The organism is Pediococcus argentinicus, assembly GCF_001437605.1.
GTDB lineage: Bacteria > Bacillota > Bacilli > Lactobacillales > Lactobacillaceae > Pediococcus > Pediococcus argentinicus.
The window spans coordinates 1-22889 of the sequence record NZ_JQCQ01000004.1 but is presented as its reverse complement, the minus strand read 5'-3'; the positions used below and the strand labels follow the sequence as shown (position 1 = coordinate 22889).

General features: G+C 37.2%; 18 protein-coding genes. 14 read left to right on the top strand and 4 right to left on the bottom strand.

Annotated features, from left to right (window positions below; genetic code table 11):
- Positions 1-39: 39 nt before the first annotated feature.
- The 4 genes from IV88_RS01600 to pepT all read right to left on the bottom strand — a co-directional run bounded on the left by IV88_RS01600 (position 40) and on the right by pepT (position 4406).
- Entirely contained in the window at positions 40-486 is a 447-nt protein-coding gene (locus tag IV88_RS01600) for a MarR family winged helix-turn-helix transcriptional regulator (protein WP_057798038.1), read from the bottom strand.
- 2 nt (positions 487-488) lie between these two features.
- On the bottom strand, positions 489-1838 hold the full coding sequence (locus tag IV88_RS01595) for a DHA2 family efflux MFS transporter permease subunit (protein WP_147165213.1): 1350 nt from the start codon (positions 1836-1838) through the stop codon (positions 489-491).
- Positions 1839-1968: 130 nt separating this feature from the next.
- Positions 1969-3009: an oxidoreductase gene (locus IV88_RS01590; protein WP_057798034.1), complete on the bottom strand. Its 1041-nt coding sequence runs from the start codon at positions 3007-3009 to the stop codon at positions 1969-1971.
- 152 nt (positions 3010-3161) lie between these two features.
- Entirely contained in the window at positions 3162-4406 is a 1245-nt protein-coding gene (pepT, locus tag IV88_RS01585) for a peptidase T (RefSeq protein WP_057798032.1), read from the bottom strand.
- A gap of 194 nt (positions 4407-4600) precedes the next feature.
- Here pepT and IV88_RS01580 point away from each other — a divergent pair, with 194 nt between their 5' ends.
- The 14 genes from IV88_RS01580 (at position 4601) to IV88_RS01515 (ending at position 22827) form a co-directional block, all read left to right on the top strand.
- Positions 4601-5803 (top strand): betaine/proline/choline family ABC transporter ATP-binding protein, encoded by a 1203-nt coding sequence (locus IV88_RS01580; RefSeq protein WP_057798030.1) that lies wholly within the window; start codon positions 4601-4603, stop codon positions 5801-5803.
- On the top strand, positions 5796-6431 hold the full coding sequence (locus IV88_RS01575) for an ABC transporter permease (protein WP_057798028.1): 636 nt from the start codon (positions 5796-5798) through the stop codon (positions 6429-6431). Before IV88_RS01580 ends, IV88_RS01575 begins: the two co-directional genes overlap by 8 nt.
- Positions 6431-7357, top strand: coding sequence for an osmoprotectant ABC transporter substrate-binding protein (locus IV88_RS01570; protein WP_057798027.1), 927 nt, complete (start codon positions 6431-6433; stop codon positions 7355-7357). The genes IV88_RS01575 and IV88_RS01570 overlap by 1 nt, the downstream gene beginning before the upstream one ends.
- 1 nt (position 7358) lies before the next feature.
- On the top strand, positions 7359-8018 hold the full coding sequence (locus IV88_RS01565; protein WP_057798024.1) for an ABC transporter permease: 660 nt from the start codon (positions 7359-7361) through the stop codon (positions 8016-8018).
- A 378-nt stretch (positions 8019-8396) separates the two neighbouring features.
- Positions 8397-11096, top strand: coding sequence for a cation-transporting P-type ATPase (locus IV88_RS01560; RefSeq protein WP_057798022.1), 2700 nt, complete (start codon positions 8397-8399; stop codon positions 11094-11096).
- A gap of 228 nt (positions 11097-11324) precedes the next feature.
- Positions 11325-13268 carry an ABC transporter ATP-binding protein/permease gene (locus IV88_RS01555; RefSeq protein ID WP_057798021.1) on the top strand — a complete coding sequence of 648 codons (1944 nt, stop codon included), beginning with the start codon at positions 11325-11327 and terminating at the stop codon, positions 13266-13268.
- Between the two features lie 142 nt (positions 13269-13410).
- On the top strand, positions 13411-14760 hold the full coding sequence (locus IV88_RS01550; protein WP_147165212.1) for an APC family permease: 1350 nt from the start codon (positions 13411-13413) through the stop codon (positions 14758-14760).
- A gap of 88 nt (positions 14761-14848) precedes the next feature.
- A complete protein-coding gene (locus IV88_RS01545) occupies positions 14849-16471 on the top strand; it encodes an ABC-F family ATP-binding cassette domain-containing protein (protein ID WP_057798018.1) in 1623 nt (540 codons plus the stop codon).
- 147 nt (positions 16472-16618) lie between these two features.
- On the top strand, positions 16619-17938 hold the full coding sequence (locus IV88_RS01540; RefSeq protein ID WP_083486815.1) for a PTS transporter subunit EIIC: 1320 nt from the start codon (positions 16619-16621) through the stop codon (positions 17936-17938).
- A gap of 2 nt (positions 17939-17940) precedes the next feature.
- Positions 17941-18834 carry an alpha/beta hydrolase gene (locus IV88_RS01535; RefSeq protein WP_057798014.1) on the top strand — a complete coding sequence of 298 codons (894 nt, stop codon included), beginning with the start codon at positions 17941-17943 and terminating at the stop codon, positions 18832-18834.
- A 110-nt stretch (positions 18835-18944) separates the two neighbouring features.
- The gene (locus tag IV88_RS01530; RefSeq protein ID WP_236698588.1) at positions 18945-19421 is read left to right on the top strand and encodes a MarR family winged helix-turn-helix transcriptional regulator; all 477 of its coding nucleotides are present in this window, start codon (positions 18945-18947) and stop codon (positions 19419-19421) included.
- Between the two features lie 198 nt (positions 19422-19619).
- A complete protein-coding gene (locus IV88_RS01525; protein WP_057798011.1) occupies positions 19620-21071 on the top strand; it encodes an amino acid ABC transporter substrate-binding protein/permease in 1452 nt (483 codons plus the stop codon).
- Positions 21068-21805, top strand: coding sequence for an amino acid ABC transporter ATP-binding protein (locus IV88_RS01520; protein WP_057798009.1), 738 nt, complete (start codon positions 21068-21070; stop codon positions 21803-21805). Before IV88_RS01525 ends, IV88_RS01520 begins: the two co-directional genes overlap by 4 nt.
- A 110-nt stretch (positions 21806-21915) precedes the next feature.
- A complete protein-coding gene (locus IV88_RS01515) occupies positions 21916-22827 on the top strand; it encodes a DMT family transporter (protein ID WP_057798007.1) in 912 nt (303 codons plus the stop codon).
- The last annotated feature ends 62 nt before the right edge of the window (positions 22828-22889 follow it).

Sequence of the window (22889 nt, the reverse complement as noted above, 5' to 3'; positions counted from 1 at the left end):
AAAATTGCCACGACTTTTAAAGGTCGTGGCAATTTTTGTTTACTTTTTAATTTGTATATCACTTAAAAATGGTTTGGCGGCTTTAATTAATAACCGTTCCATTTCAGCAGCTTCTTCAGCCGTTAATGCTTCAGTAGCAAAAACATTGGATCTAGTAGCGATATCTTTGATAATGGGGTAACTTTTCTTTCCCTTTTCGGTCACAAAAATTAGAGAGCGTCTACGATCGCTCGGGTCAGATTCTTTTCGTAACCAGTCATGCTTGATTAAGTAATTGATAGCTTTTGTGACAATACTTTGCTCTCTAAAAATGGCTTCAGTGAGTTCTTTTTGTGAAATTCCAGGTTGCTCAAAAACTAACAGGATGTAGTAGTAATTACTATCATTTAATTCTGGAAATCCCCGGAGTTCACTATTGATCCACTCCCGAATAATACGGTTATAAACAGAAGTCCATTTTTCAATTTTTTCAGTGGATGGGTTCATATTTACGCCTCAGAATGATTATTTTTGATTAGGTATGAAACACAAACTAATAATAACAAAAATACTGCTCCAAAGGTAACACCCATTGCTAAATGATATCCAGCCAATAATTGACTTGGAATGAGTGAAATCATGATTAGGATGGTATTGGCTGCAGATCCACTGACCTGACGAAGAGCGTTATTCCATGCGGTACCGTGACTTAGTTGGTCAGGAGTTAAGTCTTTAAGAGACTCGGTTGTTGCTGTAGACATGATCATCGAAATTCCAATCATTCGTACGATATAAACAATCATTAGCCACCACATCGAAGTATGGAGGTTCATAGTCAAAAATGGTACGGAAGAGATAATTAATAAAATTAATCCAGCAATCAAAGGTACTTTTGGACCATGTTCATCGTAATAACGTCCAATCAAAGGTGCCGTTAAGCCGTTGGCAAAAGCTCCGGGTAGCATTACTAATCCAGCAAGAAGACTAGATTTGTGAACAATATTTTCAACGTAAATTGGAATTAAAGCTTCAGTTCCCATTAAAATAGCAAAAACAAGCATTGTTGAAACAACCATTAATGTAAAACTAGGCTTTTTGAATAACTTAACGCTAAGTAATGGCGTTGATAAATGAAGTTGACGAGAAACAAAAATCCAAGTTGTAATCACACCAACTACTAACATAGCTAATGCTAACCAGAATTGTTGTCCAAAAATAGTGATACTGCTGAGAATAAGTCCTACCCCTAGCATTGAGGTAACGACTGATAATAAGTCAATTTTGACAGGTTTGGCTTCTGAATAATTGGGAAGCCATAGCCACCCAGCAATCAAAGCTAGAATCATGATTGGCAAAATTAAGTAGAAAAGATATTGCCATGAAAAATAGTTCATGATTAGTCCTGATAAGCTAGGACCAATTGCAGGTCCAGAAGAAATAACGAGGGAAACAAAGCCCATGACAGTTCCACGTTTTTCTGGTGGAAAGATAGCCAACATACTAACCATGACAAAGGTTGTGAGAACCCCACCTGCCATCGCCTGAATTAATCGACCTAATAAGATAATGTAGAAATTAGTTGTAAGAGGTCCGATGATGGTTCCTACAATAAAAACGGCAACGATGCCGAGAAATATTTGGCGACTTGTATATTTCTCAGATAAATTAGCTGATAAGGGAGTTGTTAAACCAATCATTAGTACATAACCAGCTGTCAGCCATTGCGCTAAGTTCAAGGATATATTTAAAGTGTGAGACATAATTGGTAGAGCAGTAATCATTAATGTTTGATTCAAAAGGGCTGTAAAAGCCGTTAATAATAAAATTGTTGCGGTAATCATTCGACGTTTGTTTGTCATAAAAACACTTCTCTTTCTAAAACATGCATTTGCATTCAATATCATAATACTCTACATGCAAGTGCATTTAATGTCAAGAAAGAATCTTTTGAGATATAAAAAAACGCCACCCAGATGGGCAGCGTTATTACTAATTTGATTTTGTGATATGAGGACCTTTTGTTGCAACCCCATCTTCAAGAATCTGCATATCAGTGATGAGTTCTTCATCGGAAACTAGTTTGGGCTGATCATTTATGATTGAATCAATTAAAGAATCATAAACTAAACCATAGTCTCCAGTGATAGTTGGAATTTGTTTGGTAATCCAATCATTATTTTGATTGCGATAGTGGACTTCGCCAAATAAGTTTGGTGAGTCAATTCCAAATTGAGGATCATCTGGCATAATGCCCAATTTCAAATCATTTTCCTGCTGATCAATATCGTATTTTACGAATGATCCCTGTGTACCATGTAAAACAAACCGTGGGTAAGGAGTTGCTGCTAAAGGCGTACTCTTAACGCTTACTTTGAAATTTTCGTAGTATAAGTCAGTTTGAAAATAATCATCGGTTGAACTGGTCTGATTTTGAATTGGACGGATATCATATCCGACTTCTTCCGGTTTACCAAATAGGGCAACAATCTGATCAATGATATGAATTCCTAAACCATAGAACGTTCCATCCATAAAGTCGCCAGTTAGAGCCTTGATGTTAGGACGATATTTATCAAAATGAGATTCCAATTCTAGTGGCTTACCGACATATCCTTTTTCAAGAACGGATTTTAAAGTTAAAAAGTCACTATCAAAACGACGATTTTGGTAAGCCATCGCAACCAAATTCTTTCGGTTTGCTAAATCTAATAGCTGCTTTGTTTCATCGAGGTCGTTACAGAAGGGCTTTTCAATCAGTACGTTTTTGCCACTATTTAAAACGTCTTGACCAAATTTAAAGTGTGTTGCTGGCGGTGTACAAACAGTAACCAGTTGTATTTCTGGATCAGATAGTACTTCGTTCAAATCTTCTGTAAAGATAGTGTTTGGATCGTAAAATCCTTGTTCCTTTTCAGGATGGCGACGGTGATTGTAAATGTATTTAATTTTAATGTCGCGCTCTTTAATATAAGGAATATGATACCGGTTGGCACTTTTACCAAAACCGATAATTGCCATTGTAAAACTCATAGGAAGAACCTCCTCTGTTGTTTTATAGCTGAAACGCGGGACTTAGGTCAATCATCTCCGCCTAACTACAAAATAACAAGCGTTTCAAGTTCAGAAACACTTGTTATTTCTATGTTATGCTCGATGATTCCCGACCTAAGTCCCGCTCTATTTTAGTTTGCTTGTTCCGTATTCAAACGGTTGATTTCAAGCAAAGTATCAACGGCACGTTCCATTGTTTGAACTGAAACGTATTCGAAACGACTGTGCATGTTTTCGCCACCAGCAAATAAGTTTGGTGTAGGAATACCCATGAATGAAATCTTAGAACCATCAGTACCACCACGAACTGGGTAGATATCTGGTTTAATGTCCAAGTTTTCCATAGCTTTTTGTGCTAATTCAACAGGTGTCATATCTTTTTCTAGAACTTCACGCATGTTGTAGTACTGATCGTGAACTTCAACACTGACACGAAGTTCGTCATAGTTGTAGTTAATTTTATCAGCAACTTCTTGCATGATACGTTTGCGTTCTTCAAAAATTTTACGATCATGGTCACGAATAATGTAAATAAGTTGTGCATGGTCAGGAGTTCCACTCATCTTAAATAGGTGATAGAAGCCTTCGCGTCCTTCTGTTAATTCAGGACGGTCGCCTTCTGGAATTAAATTATGGTAGTCAATTCCAAGTTGAAGAGCATTAACCATTAATCCCTTAGCAACGGCAGTATGAACTTCGTTACCTTGAATATCGATTGTTGCTTGAGCAGCATTGAAAGTTTCGTATTCAAGTTCACCAAGGGGTCCACCATCAACGGTATAAGCATATTTTGTGTTAAAGTCTTTAGCGTCAAAATGATCAGCACCTGTACCTGTTTCTTCGTCAGGAGCGAACCCAATTCTGAGTTCACCATGTTTAACTTCTGGATGAGCTTTGTAGTAGTCCAACATTGTCATAATGTCAGCAACACCGGACTTGTCATCTGAACCAAGTAAAGTAGTTCCGTCAGTTGTGATTAATGTTTGACCGTTATATTTTTTAAGACTTGGGAATACTGATGGTTTCAAAACCCATTTGCCATCACCACTTAAATCGATGTCAGAAGTACCATCATAATTTTCATGAACTTGTGGTTGAATGTTTTCAGCATTGAAGTCAGCTGTATCAACATGAGAGATATAACCGATTGTTGGTGTCTTACCACCGTCATTTGCTGGAAGTGTTCCTACAACGTAACCACTTGATGCTTGTGTATGAACGTCTTTAACGCCAACTTCTTCAAGTTCAGCAGCAAGTGTTTTAAGGAATGTGACTTCCTTCGGATCAGTTGGAATTGTGTCTGAATTTGGATTAGAACGAGTATTCACCTTTACGTATTTTAAAAATCTTGGAAGCAATGTTTCATATTTAGCCATTGTAATGTCAGCTCCTTTTATTTAATTACTTATATCTTACAACATCACCGGCACTAAACAAGTGAAAACGCTATTTTATTTTCTGGATTACGTGTCAACAGTTATAAGAAATCTTTAAATCTTTCTTGCATATTTTTTTAATTAAACCCGTGAGAATGTTAGTATGGTTTTAAATAAGGAGTGTGACGATTTTTATGTTACTTGAAATGAGCCATTTAAATAAGATTTATCCTGGCAATAAGGTTGCGGTCGACGACTTCAATCTGAATATTGATAAAGGTGAGTTTATCTGTTTTATCGGGACCTCTGGGTCAGGTAAGACGACTACAATGAGAATGATTAACCGGATGCTAAATCAAACATCTGGAACAATTAAAATTAATGGAAAAGATATCAGCAAGATGGACCCAGTAAAACTCCGTCGCCAGATTGGTTATGTTATTCAAAACATTGGTTTACTACCACATATGACGATCCGTGAGAACATTACATTGGTTCCTAAGTTACTAAATTGGTCGGAAGAAAAACGTAATAAAAAGGCCGAAGAAATGATCAAATTGGTTGAATTACCAGTTGATTATTTGGATCGTTATCCTTCTGAACTATCTGGTGGTCAACAGCAACGGATCGGTGTTGTACGTGCTTTAGCAGCTGATCAAGACGTCATTTTAATGGACGAACCATTTGGTGCTTTGGATCCAATTACGCGTGAAGCATTACAAGACTTGGTAAAGGATCTCCAAGAACGATTGGGTAAGACCTTTATTTTTGTTACTCATGATATGGATGAAGCTTTGAACCTTGCGACACGTATCGTAGTTATGTCACATGGAAAACAGGTTCAAGTCGATACTCCAGAAAATATTTTGAAGAATCCTAAAAATGAGTTTGTTGAAAACTTAATCGGACAAGAACGCTTAATCCATGCTAAGCCAAGTATTACAACCGTTGGACAAGTTGCGATTAATCCAGTTTCAATCACTGAAGATCATGGGATTGAAGAAGCTTTGACAACTATGCATGATAAGCGAGTTGATACTTTGCTAGTTACTGATGCCGATCACAAGCTTAAGGGTGTTGTTGATATCGAACAGGTTAACGATAACTATAAGTCTGGTAAGACAATCGGCGACATCATGGATCATAAGGTATTTTACGTTAAAAAAACTTCTTTAATTCGGGATACCGTTGACCGTATTTTGAAGCGTGGTTTCCGAAATGTTCCGGTTATTTCAGAAGATGGAACGTTGGTCGGAATCGTTACTCGAGCTACCTTAGTGGATGTTGTTTATGACGCACTTTGGGGTGAAGAAGAGGGCGAAGACCGCGATAATGCCGCTAAAGATTCTAAAGACGATACGGGTGAACTGCAGGGGGAAGGTGATGTAGGTGCTTAACTTTTTTAATCAATTTGGAGTAGAACTCCTGGTTAAAACATGGCAGCACATCTACATCTCTGCTATTTCTCTTGGATTAGGAGTAATCGTCGCAGTTCCACTCGGAATATTGTTGACTCGTATGAAACGGGGAGCAAACGTTGTGATTAGTATTGCGAGTGTCATGCAAACTATTCCTGCGATGGCGCTGTTAGCCATGATGATTCCGTTATTTGGAATTGGAGCAGTTCCTTCTATCGTAGCGTTGTTTATCTACTCACTCTTACCCATTTTACGTAATACCTACCTAGGTTTGAAAAATGTTAATCCAGTTTTAAAGGATGCCGCTAAGGGGATGGGTATGAGTAGTTTCCAATCCATGTTTCAGGTGGAGATTCGATTAGCCGCCCCAGTTATTATGTCTGGAATTCGTTTGTCGGCTACGTATGTAATTGCTTGGACCGCATTGGCTTCATATATTGGTGCTGGCGGATTAGGTGATTTCATTTTTAATGGTTTGAATTTGTACCGTTCAGATTTAATTCTTGGTGGTTCAATTCCCGTCGTTATCTTGGCTTTGATTGTAGATTATATCCTCGGAAAAGTTGAGAAAATGGTAACTCCAAAAACTAATGAGGAGGTTGCCTGATGAAAATTAAAAAACTTATTAAAAGATTATTGCCTCTGGGTGCGCTAGCTCTTATCTTAAGCGGATGTGCGCTTCCTGGATTAGGTGGCAGCTCAAAAGATACCGTTAAAATTGCTGCACAAAATACCACTGAACAACAGATTATGTCTCAAGTCCTAAAAGGGATGATTGAGCATTATTCCAATCTGAATACCGAAGTTATTAATAACCTTGGGTCTGGGACCGTTAGTTTTCAAGCGCAAAAGCGTGGGGATGCTGATATGACCGCTATTCGTTATAAGGGTACGGATGATCAAACGATTTTGAAGAATCCTAAGAATAGTGACCCTAATTTTGTTTCTAAACGAGTTCGAACTGAATTTAATAAGAAGTACGATATGAAATGGTTCCCTAGCTATGGATTCTCAGATACTTACCAATTCATGGTTAAGCAGGATTATGCTAAGAAACACCATTTGGAAACAGTTAGTGATTTGAAGAAAATTGCACCTAATATGAAAGTCGGAATCGATCAGATTTGGATGAATCGTAAAGGTGATGGTTATGGTGACTTTAAGCAGAAATACGGATATGCGTTTGGTCATGTTTATCCAATGCAGATTGGGTTAGTCTATAACGCGGTTCAAAGCGACAAAATGGATGCGGTCTTGGGCTATTCTACTGATGGTCGGATTGGTAGTTATAACTTGAAGTTATTGAAGGATGACAAACATTTCTTCCCACCATACGATGCTAGTGTGGTTGTTAACAATAAAGCGCTCAAAAAGCATCCACAGTTAAATGGCATTTTACATCGTCTGGATGGCAAAATTGATTTGAAGACGATGCAACACTTGAACTACGAGGTTGATAACAACTTGAAGGAGCCATCCGTGGTTGCTCAAGAGTTCTTGAAAGAAAACAACTATTTTGAAGGAGGTAAATAACATGCAAAGTTTAAATATTATGCAGCAATTGATTTATTATTTTCAGCATAATGGCATGTACGTCCTTCAGGAGTTTACGCGTCATTTTCTAATTTCAATTTACGGAGTAGTTTTGGCTGCAATCGTTGGTATTCCAATCGGTATCTTAATTTCTAAATATAGTAAATTAAGTGACTGGGTTATTGGTGCTGCCAATGTAATTCAAACCATTCCTTCATTAGCTATGCTTTCCATCATTATGTTAGGACTTGGTTTAGGAGTGAACACCGTTATTGTGACGGTCTTCTTGTATGCTTTACTTCCGATTATCAAAAACACCTACACCGGGATGCAAAATGTGGACCCCGACGTGTTGGATGCTGGAAAAGGGATGGGAATGACCCGTCGCCAAGTGTTAGTGATTATTGAAATTCCACTTTCACTTTCCGTCATTATGGCTGGTCTCCGTAATGCTTTAGTTCTAGCTATCGGAATCACCGCCATTGGTTCCTTCGTCGGTGCTGGTGGATTAGGTGATATCATCATTCGTGGTACCAACGCCACAAACGGTGGTGCCATCATCTTAGCTGGTGCTTTACCAACCGCCTTGATGGCGATTATTACCGATATGGTATTGAGCTTCTTGGAGAAGAGGTTTGATCCAAATAAGAGTGCGAAGTAAACCGGTTAATTTCTGAGTAATAACAGGGAAATGACATTGATGGCGATTTTGGCCATTGATGTCATTTTTCAGTTATACGGAGGAAATTGGTTTACGGAGCACGTTTCAAAAAAGAGTGTGAAATTCCCCGGGTATTTTTTGAGTAATAACAAGGAAACGGTGTAAATGGTGATTTTGCCATTTATACCGTTTTCAGGTTATACGGAGAAAAATGGGGAAGGTAGCACGTTTCCACTATTCTAAAATAGAACATATACATTCTTGCTTCCAAAACGAGTTTCACTCTCTATTTCTTATAATTAGTATAAGATTATTGACACAACTATCAGAAATCCCGTAAACTAAAATTAGCTTAAATAAAAAGGAGAACTAATCTACATGACAAAATCTACAGCCGATGACTATGGAGCGCGTACGCGCAATGATAATTTTTACAACGTTGAATCTGATGAGGTAGCTCGCAAACTGCAAACTGATCCTATCAATGGATTGAGTGAACAGGAGGCCAAAAAACGACTCGCCCAAAATGGGCCCAACGCTTTGACAGAAAAGAAGCAAAGTAACTTTATGCGTTTTATTCGCCAGTTTAATAATAGTATTACGTATATTTTAATCTTGGCCGCAATCGCAACCTTTGTTTTGAAAGAGTACTCAGATTCAATTGTTATCGGAATGGTAGTTATAATTAATGCTCTGATTGGATATTTCCAAGAAGTGAAAGCTTCTAGTGCAATTGAAAAAATTAAAGAAATGTTGCAGGTTGAAGCAACAGTTATTCGTGATGGCAAACGAACTGATATCCCAGCTGAAGATTTAGTGGACGGGGATGTTGTGTTCCTTGAAGCAGGTGATAATGTTCCAGCTGATTTACGAATTATTGATGCGGATAATTTGAAGATTCAAGAGTCAATGCTGACAGGTGAAGCTGACTCGGTTTTAAAAGATGTCGAGATTTTACCAGATAAAACAACGTTGGGTGACCAAACTAATATGGCATTTGCTTCAACTGCTGTAACCAATGGTAGTGGATTAGGTGTAGTTGTTAAAACCGGAACCCATACTGAATTAGGCCAAATTAGTGCAAGTGTGGATGAAGTGAAAACCAAGACAACACCACTAATGCGTGAAATTAATGGACTTGGAAAGTACATTTCATACGGAATTATTGTGGTGGCTCTATTACTTGGAATCTTTGGTTTCATGACAAAGATTTACTCGGTTGATTTATTGGTCATTGCGATTATCACGATGATTGTTGGTTCACTTCCAGAAGGACTTCCAGCTAGTACATCCGTTGTTTTAGCAATGGGTGTTAAGCGGATGACTAAGGAACACGCGATTGTTAAATCCTTGCCAGCGGTTGAAACACTTGGCGCTGTAGATGTTATTAATACTGATAAAACAGGTACTTTAACTAAAAATGAAATGACAGTCGAAGAGATTGTTACTAAAGAAGGAACTTTCCAAATCAGTGGTACGGGTTATGATCCAACTGGTGATTTAACTCAACACGGTAAGAAAGTTGATATAGCTAAATTTGATACGCTCCATAAATTAATTTTAGCCGGTAATGAAGCAAACGATACAACTTTGGAACAAGAAGATGGCAAATGGGTTATTAATGGTGAACCAACTGATGGTGCCTTTTTAACACTCTTTAAAAAAGTATTTCCAGATGGTTCTTGTGAAGAAGAAATTGATAAAATCCCATTTGATTCTGATTATCGTTACATGGCTGAATTGTCACAAAACCAAGATGGCAAGCGAACAATTTGGGTGAAAGGGTCACCTGATAAGCTATTTGAAATGGCTGCGGCCGGTGATAGTAGTTTTGACCAAGCATATTGGAATAAGCAAGTTTCAAAATTTGCGAAGCAAGGACGCCGAGTTGTTGCTTTAGCATATCGTTCAGTTGATCAAAACGTTGAAACTGTTGAACATCAAGATCTAACGGATGGACTAGTATTCTTAGGAATTGCTGGGTTAATTGACCCGCCACGCGAAGAAACGATTGTAGCTTTACGTGAAATGCAGGAAGCCGGTATCAAAGTGAAAATGATTACTGGTGATCATCCGGAGACTGCCTCAGCTATTGCTGAAAAATTAGGTTTGGACGATAAGATTTCGGCCATTACCGGTGCAGAAATTGATGAAATGGATGACAAGCAACTTAAAGAAGTAATTCAAAACTACAATGTCTTTGCACGAACAACTCCGGCTAATAAACTTCGAATTGTTGAAGCTTACCAAGCGAATGGTTTAGTTACTGCGATGACTGGTGATGGTGTTAATGATGCCCCAGCTTTGAAACGAGCTGATATTGGTGTGGCAATGGGTATCAAAGGTACCGACGTTGCCAAAGAATCCGCTGATATGGTGTTAGCTGACGATAATTTTGCTACATTAACAAAAGCCATTAAAGAGGGTCGAAGAGTTTACGATAATATCAAAAAGACTATTCGTTTCCTATTACCAACCAGTTTTGCTGAAGGATTAATTGTTCTATTGTCTATCATGGCACAACAGGACTTACCTTTAGTTCCGACACAATTACTTTGGATTAACATGGTTTCAGCAATTACAATTCAATTTGCGTTCTTATTTGAACCAGCTGAAGAAGGTATTATGCAACGACCACCGCGTCCTTCGAACCGAGCGTTCTTAAGTAAATCCGACGTTTGGCAAATCGTGTATGTATCCGTGCTGATTGCTGGGCTTGGGTTGGTAGGATATGACTGGTTAATCGATCAAGGTGTCACGACAATTATTGCAAGTACAGTAACAGTGAATGTGATTGTCTTTGGTAAGATTTTCTACTTGTTCAATATCAGAACACCTAAACCTGCATTTTCAAAAGATATTTTACGAAACCTACATGCATTTTGGATTATTGGACTATTACTGATTCTGCAACTTGCTTTGACTTACGCACCATTTATGCAAGGAATCTTTAGTACTGGTAATATGACGTTAATGCAGTGGGGACTACCAATCCTCGCAGGTTTGATTGTCTTAATAGTGACTGAAACGGATAAGTTCTTCCATCCAAATCACTTTAGACAGGTCCGAACTGAATAAAAATTAAAAACTGTGACAATTTAAGATTGTTGCAGTTTTATTTTATTACTTTGACACACATAGTAATGTGTGATAAATTATAAATCACGTTCTTGTATGATAATTATTTTTCAATAAAAAAGGGAACTTAATNTGATATTTAAGTACCTAACTAATATAATGATGGTTAACTTTTGTTGGAGAATAATTTATGCAGAAGCGTATGCATTATAAAATGGGGGTAACATAATGAGTATGTTAGAAGTACGCGATGTTCATAAGTCGTATTATCTAGGCAATCAAGAATTTAAAGTCTTAAAAGGAATCAATTTAAAATTTGATCGAGGCGAATTTGTTTCGATTTTAGGTGAATCTGGTGGTGGTAAATCAACATTGATGAACATCATTGGTGGATTAGATCATCAATATGATGGTGACGTGGTTTATGAAGGACAATCACTCCATACCGCTAAAGAAAAGGTTTTGGATAACTACCGTCGTCAAACAGTTGGGTTTGTTTTCCAAAGTTTTAACTTAATCAGCCATCTCTCAATTTTAGACAACGTTATGGTTTCACTAGAAATGACAAAGCTTTCACGTGCAAAACGTGTTGAACGTGCTAAATCATTACTTAAACGAGTTGGTTTGGAAGAACATATGAAGAAACATCCTAATCAACTTTCTGGTGGTCAGAAGCAACGTGTCGCTATTGCACGTGCGTTAGCTAGTGATCCTGATATCATTATTGCGGATGAACCAACCGGTGCTTTAGATAGCCAAAATACAAAAGAAGTTTTGGAAATTTTGGAATCAATCGCTAAAGATGGCAAGTTAGTTATTGCCGTTACTCATTCACAAGAAGTTGCTGACTTTGGTACACGAATCGTTCATTTGGATGATGGTGTGATTCACCAAGAATCTAATTTACGTGAACCATATCCAGTTGAATCAAGTGAAAAGTCATTCAAGTCTAAGCATCTTACATTTAGAGCCTCATTAAGAATGGCACTTAAACATATGAGTTATAACTTGAAGCGAAATCTTTTGATTATCTTTGGTGCTTCAATCGGTATTTTCTCAGTTATTTTAATGCTAGGTTTGGGAAATGGTGTTCGTGGTTACATCAACAACCAGATCACATCTCAAATTAATCCAACTGCTGTTCAGGTTGGAATGAATGTCAGTGATGAAGAAGCCCGAAGCGGTGATTACAAAGGCGTTCAAGACAAAGATTATAACCGTATGACTAAAATCGATCATGTCGATAATGTTGAACGTGGTTTCTATACTCAAGGTGCCCAAGTACACAGTGGTAAGAAATCAGCTACACAACAATATTTCCAAACTTGGAATAAGACTGAACGTGAAAGTGATATCAAATATGGTCGTGCCCCACACAAAGATGGTGAAATTGTCTTAGATAAGGCAACTGCTAAGAAGTTTGATAAGCACTATAAAGAAATGGTTGGTCGTAAAGTTACATTATATGTAACAACTATGAATAAGAAGAAACAACCAGTTCAAATGAAAAAAGATCTACGAGTTTCTGGTATCATCACATCAGGAACAACAGCAGCAAGCTATGATGCCATCAAAGATATGTACAAAGATAAGAAGCTTGACTTCAAACCTAATTTCATGACAGTCAATGTTAATAAGACTGAAAATGTAAAAGCGGTTCAAAACAAGATTAAGTCTTTTGAATCAAAGAATAAAAAAGGTAAAGAAGTAAAGACTTACACGATTACTGGTGTTGGCGCTATTCTTGATACTTTGAACACATACATTAGTTTGGCATTCTACGTTCTTGCAGCCATTGCCGGAATTTCATTACTTGTTTCAGCAATTATGATCATTGTTGTACTCTACATCAGTGTTTCAGAACGTGTAAAAGAAATTGGAATTCTTCGTGCAATTGGTGCTCGTCGTCGTGATATTCGCCACTTGTTTGTTTCAGAAGCATTCTTCATCGGATTATTCTCAAGTTTATTAGGTGCTGGAATTGCACTCTTAGTTGAACTAGGAATTAATCATATTACGAATGACAAGATTGACTACTCAATTGTTAACATAACACCAGATTACTTAATCTTCGGAATTGTAGTAAGTGTTGTGATTAGTTTAATTGCCGCATTAATGCCATCTCGTCAGGCTTCAAGATTAGATCCAGTGGAAGCTCTATCAGCAGATTAAACTTAAATCAATAAAAGATTACGTGTAAACGTAGTCTTTTTATTTTGCGATAAAAGTTATCGACAACCGAATGATAATTATGTTAGACTGTTGCTAATCGTTTTTTAATAAAAGTAATGGATTGATATGAAGGAGAGTGATAGTGATGGTCAAAAAGGATGTTACATTGAATCGGTCCCTCGGACTATGGTCAGCGTTGGCTTTAGTTGTGGGAACGATTATTGGTTCCGGAGTTTTTGTTCGACAAGCGGCGGTGCTGGACGATACCGGATCCGTTTCAATGGCGTTGTTAGCTTGGTTAGCCGGTGGGGTGATGACGTTGACCGCGGGCCTCACTATCGCGGAAATCGCAGCTCAGATGCCTAAAACTGGTGGCTTGTATTATTACATGGACCGGATGTATGGCAGAATCTGGGGCTTCTTATCCGGCTGGATGCAAATCATTGTATATGGTCCCTCAATGATTGCAGCTTTAGGAGCATACCTCGGAATTCTATTCGTAGATTTCTTTGGAATTGATCCAGCATTAAAAGTACCAATTGCAGTGGGAACAGTTGTTTTAGTGGCTATTTTAAATTTCTTTTCTAATCGTTATGGAGCTTTATTTGCCATCATAACAACGATTTGTAAGTTGGTACCAATTGCCGGTATTATTATTTTTGGACTTTTCTTTGGAAAAGCTGATGCTATTGGTGCCAGTGTTAGTTCAATTCATGGCACAGTTGGTAATTTTGGAGTAGCTATCTTAGGAACATTATTTGCTTTTGATGGCTGGATTTTAGTAGCTAACTTAGGTGGAGAAATTAAGAACCCTGAGAAACGTTTGCCACAAGCTATCGTGCTAGGAATCTTAAGCGTTTCTGTTATTTATCTTTTAGTTAGTTTTGCAGTATTCAAGAGTGTCGATGCACAAAAAGTTCATCAACTAGGTATCGGTGCAATTCCATATTTAGCAAATCGAAGTTTTGGTTTAATTGGTGGACGAATATTAAGTATTGGAATTATTATTTCTATTATAGGGTGTATGAACGGGAAGATTATGACGTTCCCACGTATTATGTACGCAATGGCTAGAAATAAGGAATTACCATTTTCAAAGCAACTCAGCTACTTAAACCCTAAAACAAGAACACCGATCGTTTCTGTAATTGTGACGGTTACGATTGCTGTAATTATGATTGTCTTTTTCAATGCTGACCGTTTGTCTGAACTATGTATTTTTACGGTTTACTGTTTCTATGTCATGGCATTTTTCGGTGTGTTCAAATTACGTCGTGAAAATCCAGACTTGAAGCGTCCATTTAATGTTCCATTGTTCCCACTAACTCCAATTATTGCGATTGGTAGTTCATTATTCGTTCTTATTAGTGAAGTAATGAATGACTTTGGTGGTGTGCTAGTTTCATTAATCATTGTAGCCATTGGAGTACCCGTCTTTTTGTTCTATCGTAATCGCAAAGATTCGGTTAAAGACGTTGTTGAAAATGACTAAATATGTTAATTTTAGATAATAATAAAAAGAGTCTGGAGTGGGTTTACTACTTCAAACTCTTTTTAATACTGAAAAGATGAGGTTTCAAATGATAACTGTTACAGATATGAGCATGCAATTTTCAGACCGGAAGTTGTACGAAGATGTTAACTTAAAATTCACCCCTGGAAATTGTTATGGGATTATTGGTGCTAATGGTGCTGGTAAATCAACATTCTTAAAAATTCTTGAGGGTAAACTACAACCTACTAGTGGACATATCACAATTGATCCTAATGAACGTATGTCTAGTTTAAACCAGGACCATTATGCCTTTGAAGAATTTACAGTAATGGAAACGGTCCTTCAAGGATATGAAAAGTTATATTCAATTATGAAGGAAAAAGACGCTCTCTATGCTAAAGCTGATTTTACCGATGAAGATGGGTTAAAAGCCGCTGAATTAGAAGGTGAATTTGCTGAAATGGACGGTTGGAATGCTGAATCAGAGGCTGCTCAATTATTACAACAACTTGGTATTGATGAAAAGCTTCAAGACAGCAAAATGAGCGAACTTACTGAAGGACAACGTGTTAAAGTTCTTTTGGGACAAGCTCTTTTTGGAAAGCCTGATATTCTTGTTCTTGATGAACCTACAAACGGTTTGGATCCACATTCAATTGAATGGTTAGAAGGATTTTTAGCTGACTTTCCTAATACTGTTATTGTCGTATCTCATGACCGTCATTTCCTTAACTCGGTTTGTACAATGATGTGTGATGTTGACTTTGGTAAAATTCAATTATTCGTTGGTAACTACGACTTTTGGTTGGAATCAAGCCAATTAGCAGCTAAGTTACAAGAAAACTCAAATGCTAAAAAAGAAGAACAAATTAAAGAATTACAAGACTTCGTGGCACGTTTTAGTGCGAATGCTTCGAAATCAAAACAGGCTACTTCACGTAAGAAGCAATTAGAAAAGATTACACTAGATGATATCAAACCATCTTCACGTAAATATCCATTCATTAGTTTCACACCAGAACGTGAGCTAGGGAATGATTTATTGCGGGTTGATAAGGTTTCTAAAACTATTGATGGCGTTAAAATTTTGGACAATATTACTTTTGTAGTTAACCCAGGTGACAAAGCAGCTATCTTAAGTAAAAATGATTTGTCTACAACTGTCTTAATGCAGATTTTAGCTGGTGAAATTGAACCTGATACTGGTAGCGTAACTTGGGGTCAAACAACTAAACGCAGTTATCTACCAAGAGATATCAATGAATACTTCTCAGACCCAAAACTAAATATTTTGGAATGGTTGCGTCAATTTGCACCTAAAGAAGAAAGCGATAATACTTTCTTGCGTGGGTTCCTAGGAAAGATGCTTTTCTCAGGCGAAGACGTATTGAAAGATGTTACAAAACTTTCTGGTGGGGAAAAGGTTCGCTGTATGTTGTCTAAGGTCATGCTTAGCAAGGCTAACGTCTTGTTACTAGATGATCCAACTAATCATTTGGACTTAGAGTCAATCACATCATTGAATGATGGTTTGATTAGCTTCCCAAGTTCAGTGATTATGACATCACATGATCATCAGTTTATTCAAACAATTGCCAACCACATTATTGAAGTATCTGATAAGGGTGTTGTTGATCGTGCTGATACAACTTATGATGAATACCTTGAACATGACGAAACTCAAAATCGAGTGAATGATTTATATTAATAATTATGAGACTAGGAAAATTTAATTTTCCTAGTCTTTTATTTATACTCCTAAAGGTTTTTATTTAATTTCATTAACAGCGTAAAATAATTTGATAAACAAGTAGTTTTGCGGTTAAATTGAGGCAGAAATAAATGTGATTGAAAGATGGTGAGGCTAATGAAATTATCCAGATTTGCTGTATGGTATGAAACGCTCGTAACCAGCCGGCTGATTAAGCTGAGACAGAATCGGATATATTCTGCTGTGCACCGAACATTAGTGATGTTATATCCATTCATACTATTTGGAGTCATTTTAAATATGCTTCGAAATGCCTTTCTGATTCCAGGATCGTACTTTGATGTTTTGTTTAAAATAACCAAGTGGTTACCGCATGCTAGTGCGTTAAATTACTTCTTTGGATCGGTATCCAGAATGACGTTAGGCTTTTCAAGTGTCATTGCGGCCTATGGTGTTGCCAAGTATTTGGTGAAATCTTATGGACATAGTGATCAATTGGTTGGTTTAACAAGCTCGATTGGATTTTTGGTTTTTAATTTTTACGATAGTTCAGATGGATTAGTAGCATTTAACTATCAAGGACTAGGATTTCAGAGCTTATTGCTAGGAATTATTGCTGGATTTATCACAGCGCAGTTCTTCCGATTCTTAACTAAGCCTAGTGAAGTAGATGATGCGGACGTGCAATCAATTCGTGATCGGATTTTTGATACGCCATTGGCCATTATTGTTTCGCTTCTGTTCTTTGGTGTTGCCAACCAATTGATGTACTTAGTAACTGAAAAAGCGATTAGCCAAGGATTCAATCAGTGGATTAACAATAGTGTGGCTAATACGCATTCAGCATGGGTTTTGACGGGAATTATTATCATAAGTGTTCTCATGCAATTTATTGGCTTAGGCTCACCAATTAGAAACTCGCAAATTGTCGGTACGGAATATCTTTCAAACTTGAATAGTGCATTGGAGAAACATGGCTCCAGTAATGTTCCATATCCATTTAGTGGGCATGGGATTATCGGTATTTACACGAATATTGGTGGGGTTGGCTCAACGCTGGCACTGCTAATCGTGATTTTGCTGATTTCTAAGCATGAAAGCATGCAACGAGTTGCTCGTCAGACCTTCTTACCAGGACTGTTTAATTTGAATCAACCAGTCCTAGTTGGTGTTCCAATGCTGTTCAACTTGAATTACCTATTACCGTTTTTACTAGCACCACTTGTTAATTGGGGATTAGTATTAATGGCTATTGGGATGCATCTAGTACCAACTGCGGTTTATCCAATTCCAGTCGGAACACCCACCATTTTAATGGGCTTTGTTGGTACCAATGGTAGTTTTCAAGCGTTAATCCTGACAATAGCATTGATTGTGGTTGATATGGTGATTTATTTACCGTTCGTTCAGGTTGGCGACCGCATAGCTGAAAAGATGGAAGATACCAGAAAGGCTGGTAAATAGATATGAAAAATTTTAATCGATCAATTATTATTGCTAGCCTGTTAGTTTTAGTTATTCTGATTTTTCCAACGTTAGCTTGGTCACACAGTAGTATTAAGAATATGGAACAACGACATAACTCCCAAATGTCACCTGTTATTTGGGTGCCAGGAAGTAGTGCCGATCAGGATCGCTTTGATGATATTTTTAAAACCATCAATACCGGTTCACATGTGCAACATAGCGTTCTAAAAGTTGAAATTATGAAGAACGACACGATTAAATACACTGGTTCTATTCGTCCTAATGATCTCCAACCATTTATTGTTGTAGCGTTTGAAGATAATAGTGATGGCTATACAACGATTAAAAAGGAATCACGTTGGTTCAATATTGCACTTCAATCGTTAGTTAAACGCTATAATTTCAATAATTTTAAAGCGATTGGTCATTCAAATGGTGGCTTGGTTTTGTCATTCTTTTTGGAAGATTACAACAACTCCGATGAAGTACATATGACGAAGCTCTTAACAATGGGATCACCATTTAACTCATATGAAGATTCTTTGAGTAATAAGACGGTTATGCTGAACGATTTAATCAATGACCGTTCCAAAATTGATAAGAACTTGACGGTATATTCCATCACGGGGACCGAAGATTACTCCAGTGACGGAACGGTACCTGAAGCTAGTGTTGAAGCCGGAAAGTATGTTTTCCAGAAGCAGGTTAAGAAGTACACCCAGATTACAGTTACCGGAACAACCGCGGCCCATTCTGACTTGCCAAGCAACCCAGAAACACTAGATATTATTAACAAGAATATTATCAGCAAAGACACGAAGAAAAAGGCCCCACCTGCTCCTACTCAGGATATTAAGCACAAGCATGAGGTTAAGCCAAATACTCGAGATTAAATAAGTATAGGTTATATAACATATTTCTATAATTACATTGATAATGTACACGAATGATGATGAATTTAATATACTTAATCGTGCTAGGATTAGAAAACAGGGGATAAATAATGGAAGCAAATCATATTGAGAAAATGAGTGAACAGGAACGAATTGATTTTGTCGTTTCAACGTATAACAAGAGTCTTAAGATTTTAAGTTCAACGTTGGAAAGTAAGATTACCGATGATCAAATTTCGTTCGATATGTTCATGATTATTCACTTTATAGCTAAGGCGGGCGATGGAAACATCACACTTAGTGAGATCGCCGAAAAACAGTACGTAACTAAGAGTGCTGTTTCTCGTAAGGTGGGTATTTTGCTTGATTTAGGATATATTGATCAAGTTACTGACCGTGTTGATCGTCGTAAAAAGTATCTATTACTAACTCAAATGGGCCGTTCAATGTACAAACAAAACGAAGCCCGGTTTGATAAAATGTTATCAGCAATTTCTTCAGATTACGGTGGGAATAACTTCATGCTGACACTTCAACATATTAATCAAATTCTTGAAATTATTAAAAAGAGTAACCGTGGATTATAGATAGACCAATAACTTAATATAGTAAATATAAAGAGCAGCCACTGGTTGCTCTTTTTTATATACTCCGATATCGGTACGAGGGATTCATAGATTCGTTTTAGATTAAATGTACCAATTTTATTTTTCAAAATTAAAATTGTGTGATATATTTATTTAAAAGTTCTAATGTTAGATTATGTAACATCAGTGGAGGCTGTTATGAAAAAAGGCAGAATAGGTTGGATTAGTATAGTTGCAACATTCTTTATTTTAGTGGGATTAGCACTTGTAAATACTGATAAGATTCATGCAGATGATAATACATACCAGATCGGGACGGACGTGACATATCCTCCGTTTGAATTTGCAAATGATAAAAATAAGTATGTCGGTATTGATATCGATATTATGAAGGCTGCGGCTAAAGAAGAGGGATTTAAAGTTAATGTTAAACCGGTTGGGTTCAACGCTGCCGTCCAAGCTTTGGATGCTGGACAGTTAGATGGTGTTATTGCTGGAACAACGATCACTCCGGAACGTAAACAAAAGATGGACTTTTCGACACCATATTTCAAAACAGGTGTTGTTATGGCAACTGGTAAGAATTCTAAAGTGAAAGATTTTAAGGATTTAAAAGGTAAGAAGGTTGCGATTAAAACCGGAACAGCCGCTGCTACGTATGCAGAAAAGATTCAAAAGAAGTATGGGTTTAAGACAGTGACGTTTGATGATTCAGATAATATGTATAGTGACGTTGTTACTGGTAATTCAGTAGCCTGTTTTGAAGATCAACCAGTTATGCAATATGCGATCAGAACCGGTATTAAATTAAAGATTATTACTCAACCATTAACAAGTGGATCATATGGATTCTCGGTTAAAAAAAGTCATAACCAGAAGTTGTTGAAACAATTTAATGCAGGTCTAAAGAAACTTCATGAAGACGGTCAGTACGGAAAGATTGTTTCACGCTATTTAGGCGAAAAGGCGGTTGCTGCACAAGAAAAAGAACATAGTCAAAACTCTTTTTGGGACCTTTGGAAGCAAAATAAAGATGCATTACTTGGTGGACTTCAACAGACACTCGTTTTAACAATTCTTTCAATCATTTTTGCCACTGCTTTTGGGGTGCTTTTAGGATTGATGGGTGTGGTCCCAAGTAAGTTTGCTAATGGACTTTCAACAGTTATCATCTACATTTTCCGTGGATTGCCTTTACTAGTTTTGGCACTCTTCATTTATACTGGAGTACCAAATTTAATTGGACAAAAGATTCCAGCATTTGTTGCCGGAATTATCACCTTAACCTTAAATGAAGGGGCTTATACAGCAGCTTTCGTTAAAGGTGGGATTGAAGCAGTCGATGATGGCCAAATGGAAGCGGCTCGAAGTTTGGGATTACCATATGGAAAAGCAATGCGTCGGGTCATTTTACCACAAGGTTTGAAAATCATGATTCCATCATTTATTAACCAATTTATTATTACTTTGAAGGATACTTCAATCTTATCAATTATTGGTATTTTGGAATTGACCCAAACAGGTAAAATTATTATCGCTAGAAATCTTGAAGGATTTAAGATTTGGACAATGGTGGCTTTGATTTACCTTGTTATTATCACGTTATTGACGTGGCTTTCTAAATGGGTTGAACGGAGGATGAACGCATGAGTGCAAAAATCGAAGTGAAACAACTACGTAAATCTTATGGCAGTAATGAAGTCTTAAAAGGATTAGATCTGACAGTTCAAGATAATGAAGTAGTCGTTATGATTGGTCCATCAGGTTCAGGTAAGAGTACGTTTTTGAGAACTTTAAACAAGTTAGAAGAACCAACTAGCGGTCAAATTGTAGTGGATGGTCATGATTTAAATGATCCAAAAGTTAATATGAACAAGGTTCGTGAAAAAATCGGAATGGTATTTCAACATTTTAACTTGTTTAACAATTTAACCGTTGGTGAAAACGTAATGCTGTCACCAGTACAATTAGGCAAGGTGAATAAACAGGAAGCCGAATTTTTAGCTCGTGGTCTCTTAAAAGAAGTTGGCCTAGAGGACAAGTTTGATGCAAAACCTCAATCATTATCTGGCGGTCAAAAACAACGGGTGGCGATTGCGAGAACCTTGGCAATGAAGCCGGATATGATTTTATTTGATGAACCAACTTCGGCATTGGATCCTGAAATGGTCGGCGACGTACTAGAGGTAATGCGTAACTTGGCCAAGGAAGGTATGACGATGATTGTTGTGACCCATGAAATGGGATTTGCTAAAGAAGTTGCTGATCGTGTTATTTTCATGGCTGATGGTCATATTATGGAAGAGGGTAAACCAGAGGAAATCTTCAATAACCCCCAAAATCCACGAACAAAAGAATTCTTAAACAAGGTTTTGAACGTCTAAATTTGAATTGCTTTGAAATCGCATGTTGAACACACTTAACGGCGGTTTCTTTTTTTAGGGTAAATTAGGTATAATAAGCGCTAGATTAAATTTTTTGATGGATGGTAGATATGGAAAAAGAACTAGTTTCAAAGCATGTTGGTAAAGGTATCTTTTGGGCTATTTTAGCTTCAACATTATGGGGTGTTTCTGGAACTGTTTTGCAGGTTATTTCGCAGGGACAAAATATTCCGGCCGACTGGTTTTTGTCAGTTCGGACATTTGGTGCGGGAGTTGTTTTACTAATAATTAGTTTTATCAGATATGGGATGAAGACCTTTGATGTCTTTAAATCATGGCGGTTAATCGGATGGTTAGTTGCGTACGCCATTTTTGGTTTAATGGCTAATCTGTTTACTTTTTATATGAGTATTCAAACCGGGAATGCTGCTTCAGCAACGATTTTACAATATTTAAGTCCACTATTTATCGTTCTAGGTAGTTTAGTGTTCCAACATGAAACACCACTACGAAGTGACATGATAGCATTTGCGATTGCTTTGTTAGGTGTCTTCCTGGCAATTACCAAGGGAAATATCCATACCTTAGCAATTCCAATGGATTCATTAATCTGGGGAATTTTATCTGGTGTTACAGCAGCTTTATATATCGTGCTTCCTAAACCAGTAACTAAAGAGCATTCACCAGTAATTGTTTTGGGATGGGCTCTTATGATTGGCAGTTTGTTGTTCAATATTAAACGACCAATCTGGGTGGATGTTCCACCAATTCATGTCAGTACCGTGTTATCCATTTCAACTGTTATTTTGATTGGAACTATCCTAGCATTCTTATCATTACTACACAGTTTGGATTTTGCACCATCCGCAGTTGTAAGTATCTTAGATGCGGTTCAGCCGGTAGTGACTTTCATTCTTAGTTTAGTTTTCTTGGGATTGAAATTTAGTTTTATGGAACTACTTGGATCAGTTTTAGTTATTGTAGCAATCATAATTTTACAGCGTTATCGAAGTGAACCTTAATCATAGTAAAAAGCCTACCAAATGCGGTTAATAGCATTTGTGCGATAATCCCTTTGTGGTTG

Bases quoted from the DNA above. Each gene is read 5' to 3' on its own strand.
- IV88_RS01580 (WP_057798030.1), top strand. From the start codon at position 4,601: ATGTTACTTGAAATGAGCCATTTAAATAAGATTTATCCTGGCAATAAG.
- IV88_RS01530 (WP_236698588.1), top strand. From the start codon at position 18,945: ATGGAAGCAAATCATATTGAGAAAATGAGTGAACAGGAACGAATTGAT.
- IV88_RS01600 (WP_057798038.1), bottom strand. From the start codon at position 486: ATGAACCCATCCACTGAAAAAATTGAAAAATGGACTTCTGTTTATAAC.
- IV88_RS01515 (WP_057798007.1), top strand. From the start codon at position 21,916: ATGGAAAAAGAACTAGTTTCAAAGCATGTTGGTAAAGGTATCTTTTGG.
- IV88_RS01525 (WP_057798011.1), top strand. From the start codon at position 19,620: ATGAAAAAAGGCAGAATAGGTTGGATTAGTATAGTTGCAACATTCTTT.
- IV88_RS01570 (WP_057798027.1), top strand. From the start codon at position 6,431: ATGAAAATTAAAAAACTTATTAAAAGATTATTGCCTCTGGGTGCGCTA.
- pepT (WP_057798032.1), bottom strand. From the start codon at position 4,406: ATGGCTAAATATGAAACATTGCTTCCAAGATTTTTAAAATACGTAAAG.
- IV88_RS01560 (WP_057798022.1), top strand. From the start codon at position 8,397: ATGACAAAATCTACAGCCGATGACTATGGAGCGCGTACGCGCAATGAT.
- IV88_RS01545 (WP_057798018.1), top strand. From the start codon at position 14,849: ATGATAACTGTTACAGATATGAGCATGCAATTTTCAGACCGGAAGTTG.
- IV88_RS01535 (WP_057798014.1), top strand. From the start codon at position 17,941: ATGAAAAATTTTAATCGATCAATTATTATTGCTAGCCTGTTAGTTTTA.
- IV88_RS01590 (WP_057798034.1), bottom strand. From the start codon at position 3,009: ATGAGTTTTACAATGGCAATTATCGGTTTTGGTAAAAGTGCCAACCGG.
- IV88_RS01520 (WP_057798009.1), top strand. From the start codon at position 21,068: ATGAGTGCAAAAATCGAAGTGAAACAACTACGTAAATCTTATGGCAGT.
- IV88_RS01555 (WP_057798021.1), top strand. From the start codon at position 11,325: ATGAGTATGTTAGAAGTACGCGATGTTCATAAGTCGTATTATCTAGGC.
- IV88_RS01595 (WP_147165213.1), bottom strand. From the start codon at position 1,838: ATGACAAACAAACGTCGAATGATTACCGCAACAATTTTATTATTAACG.
- IV88_RS01565 (WP_057798024.1), top strand. From the start codon at position 7,359: ATGCAAAGTTTAAATATTATGCAGCAATTGATTTATTATTTTCAGCAT.
- IV88_RS01540 (WP_083486815.1), top strand. From the start codon at position 16,619: ATGGTGAGGCTAATGAAATTATCCAGATTTGCTGTATGGTATGAAACG.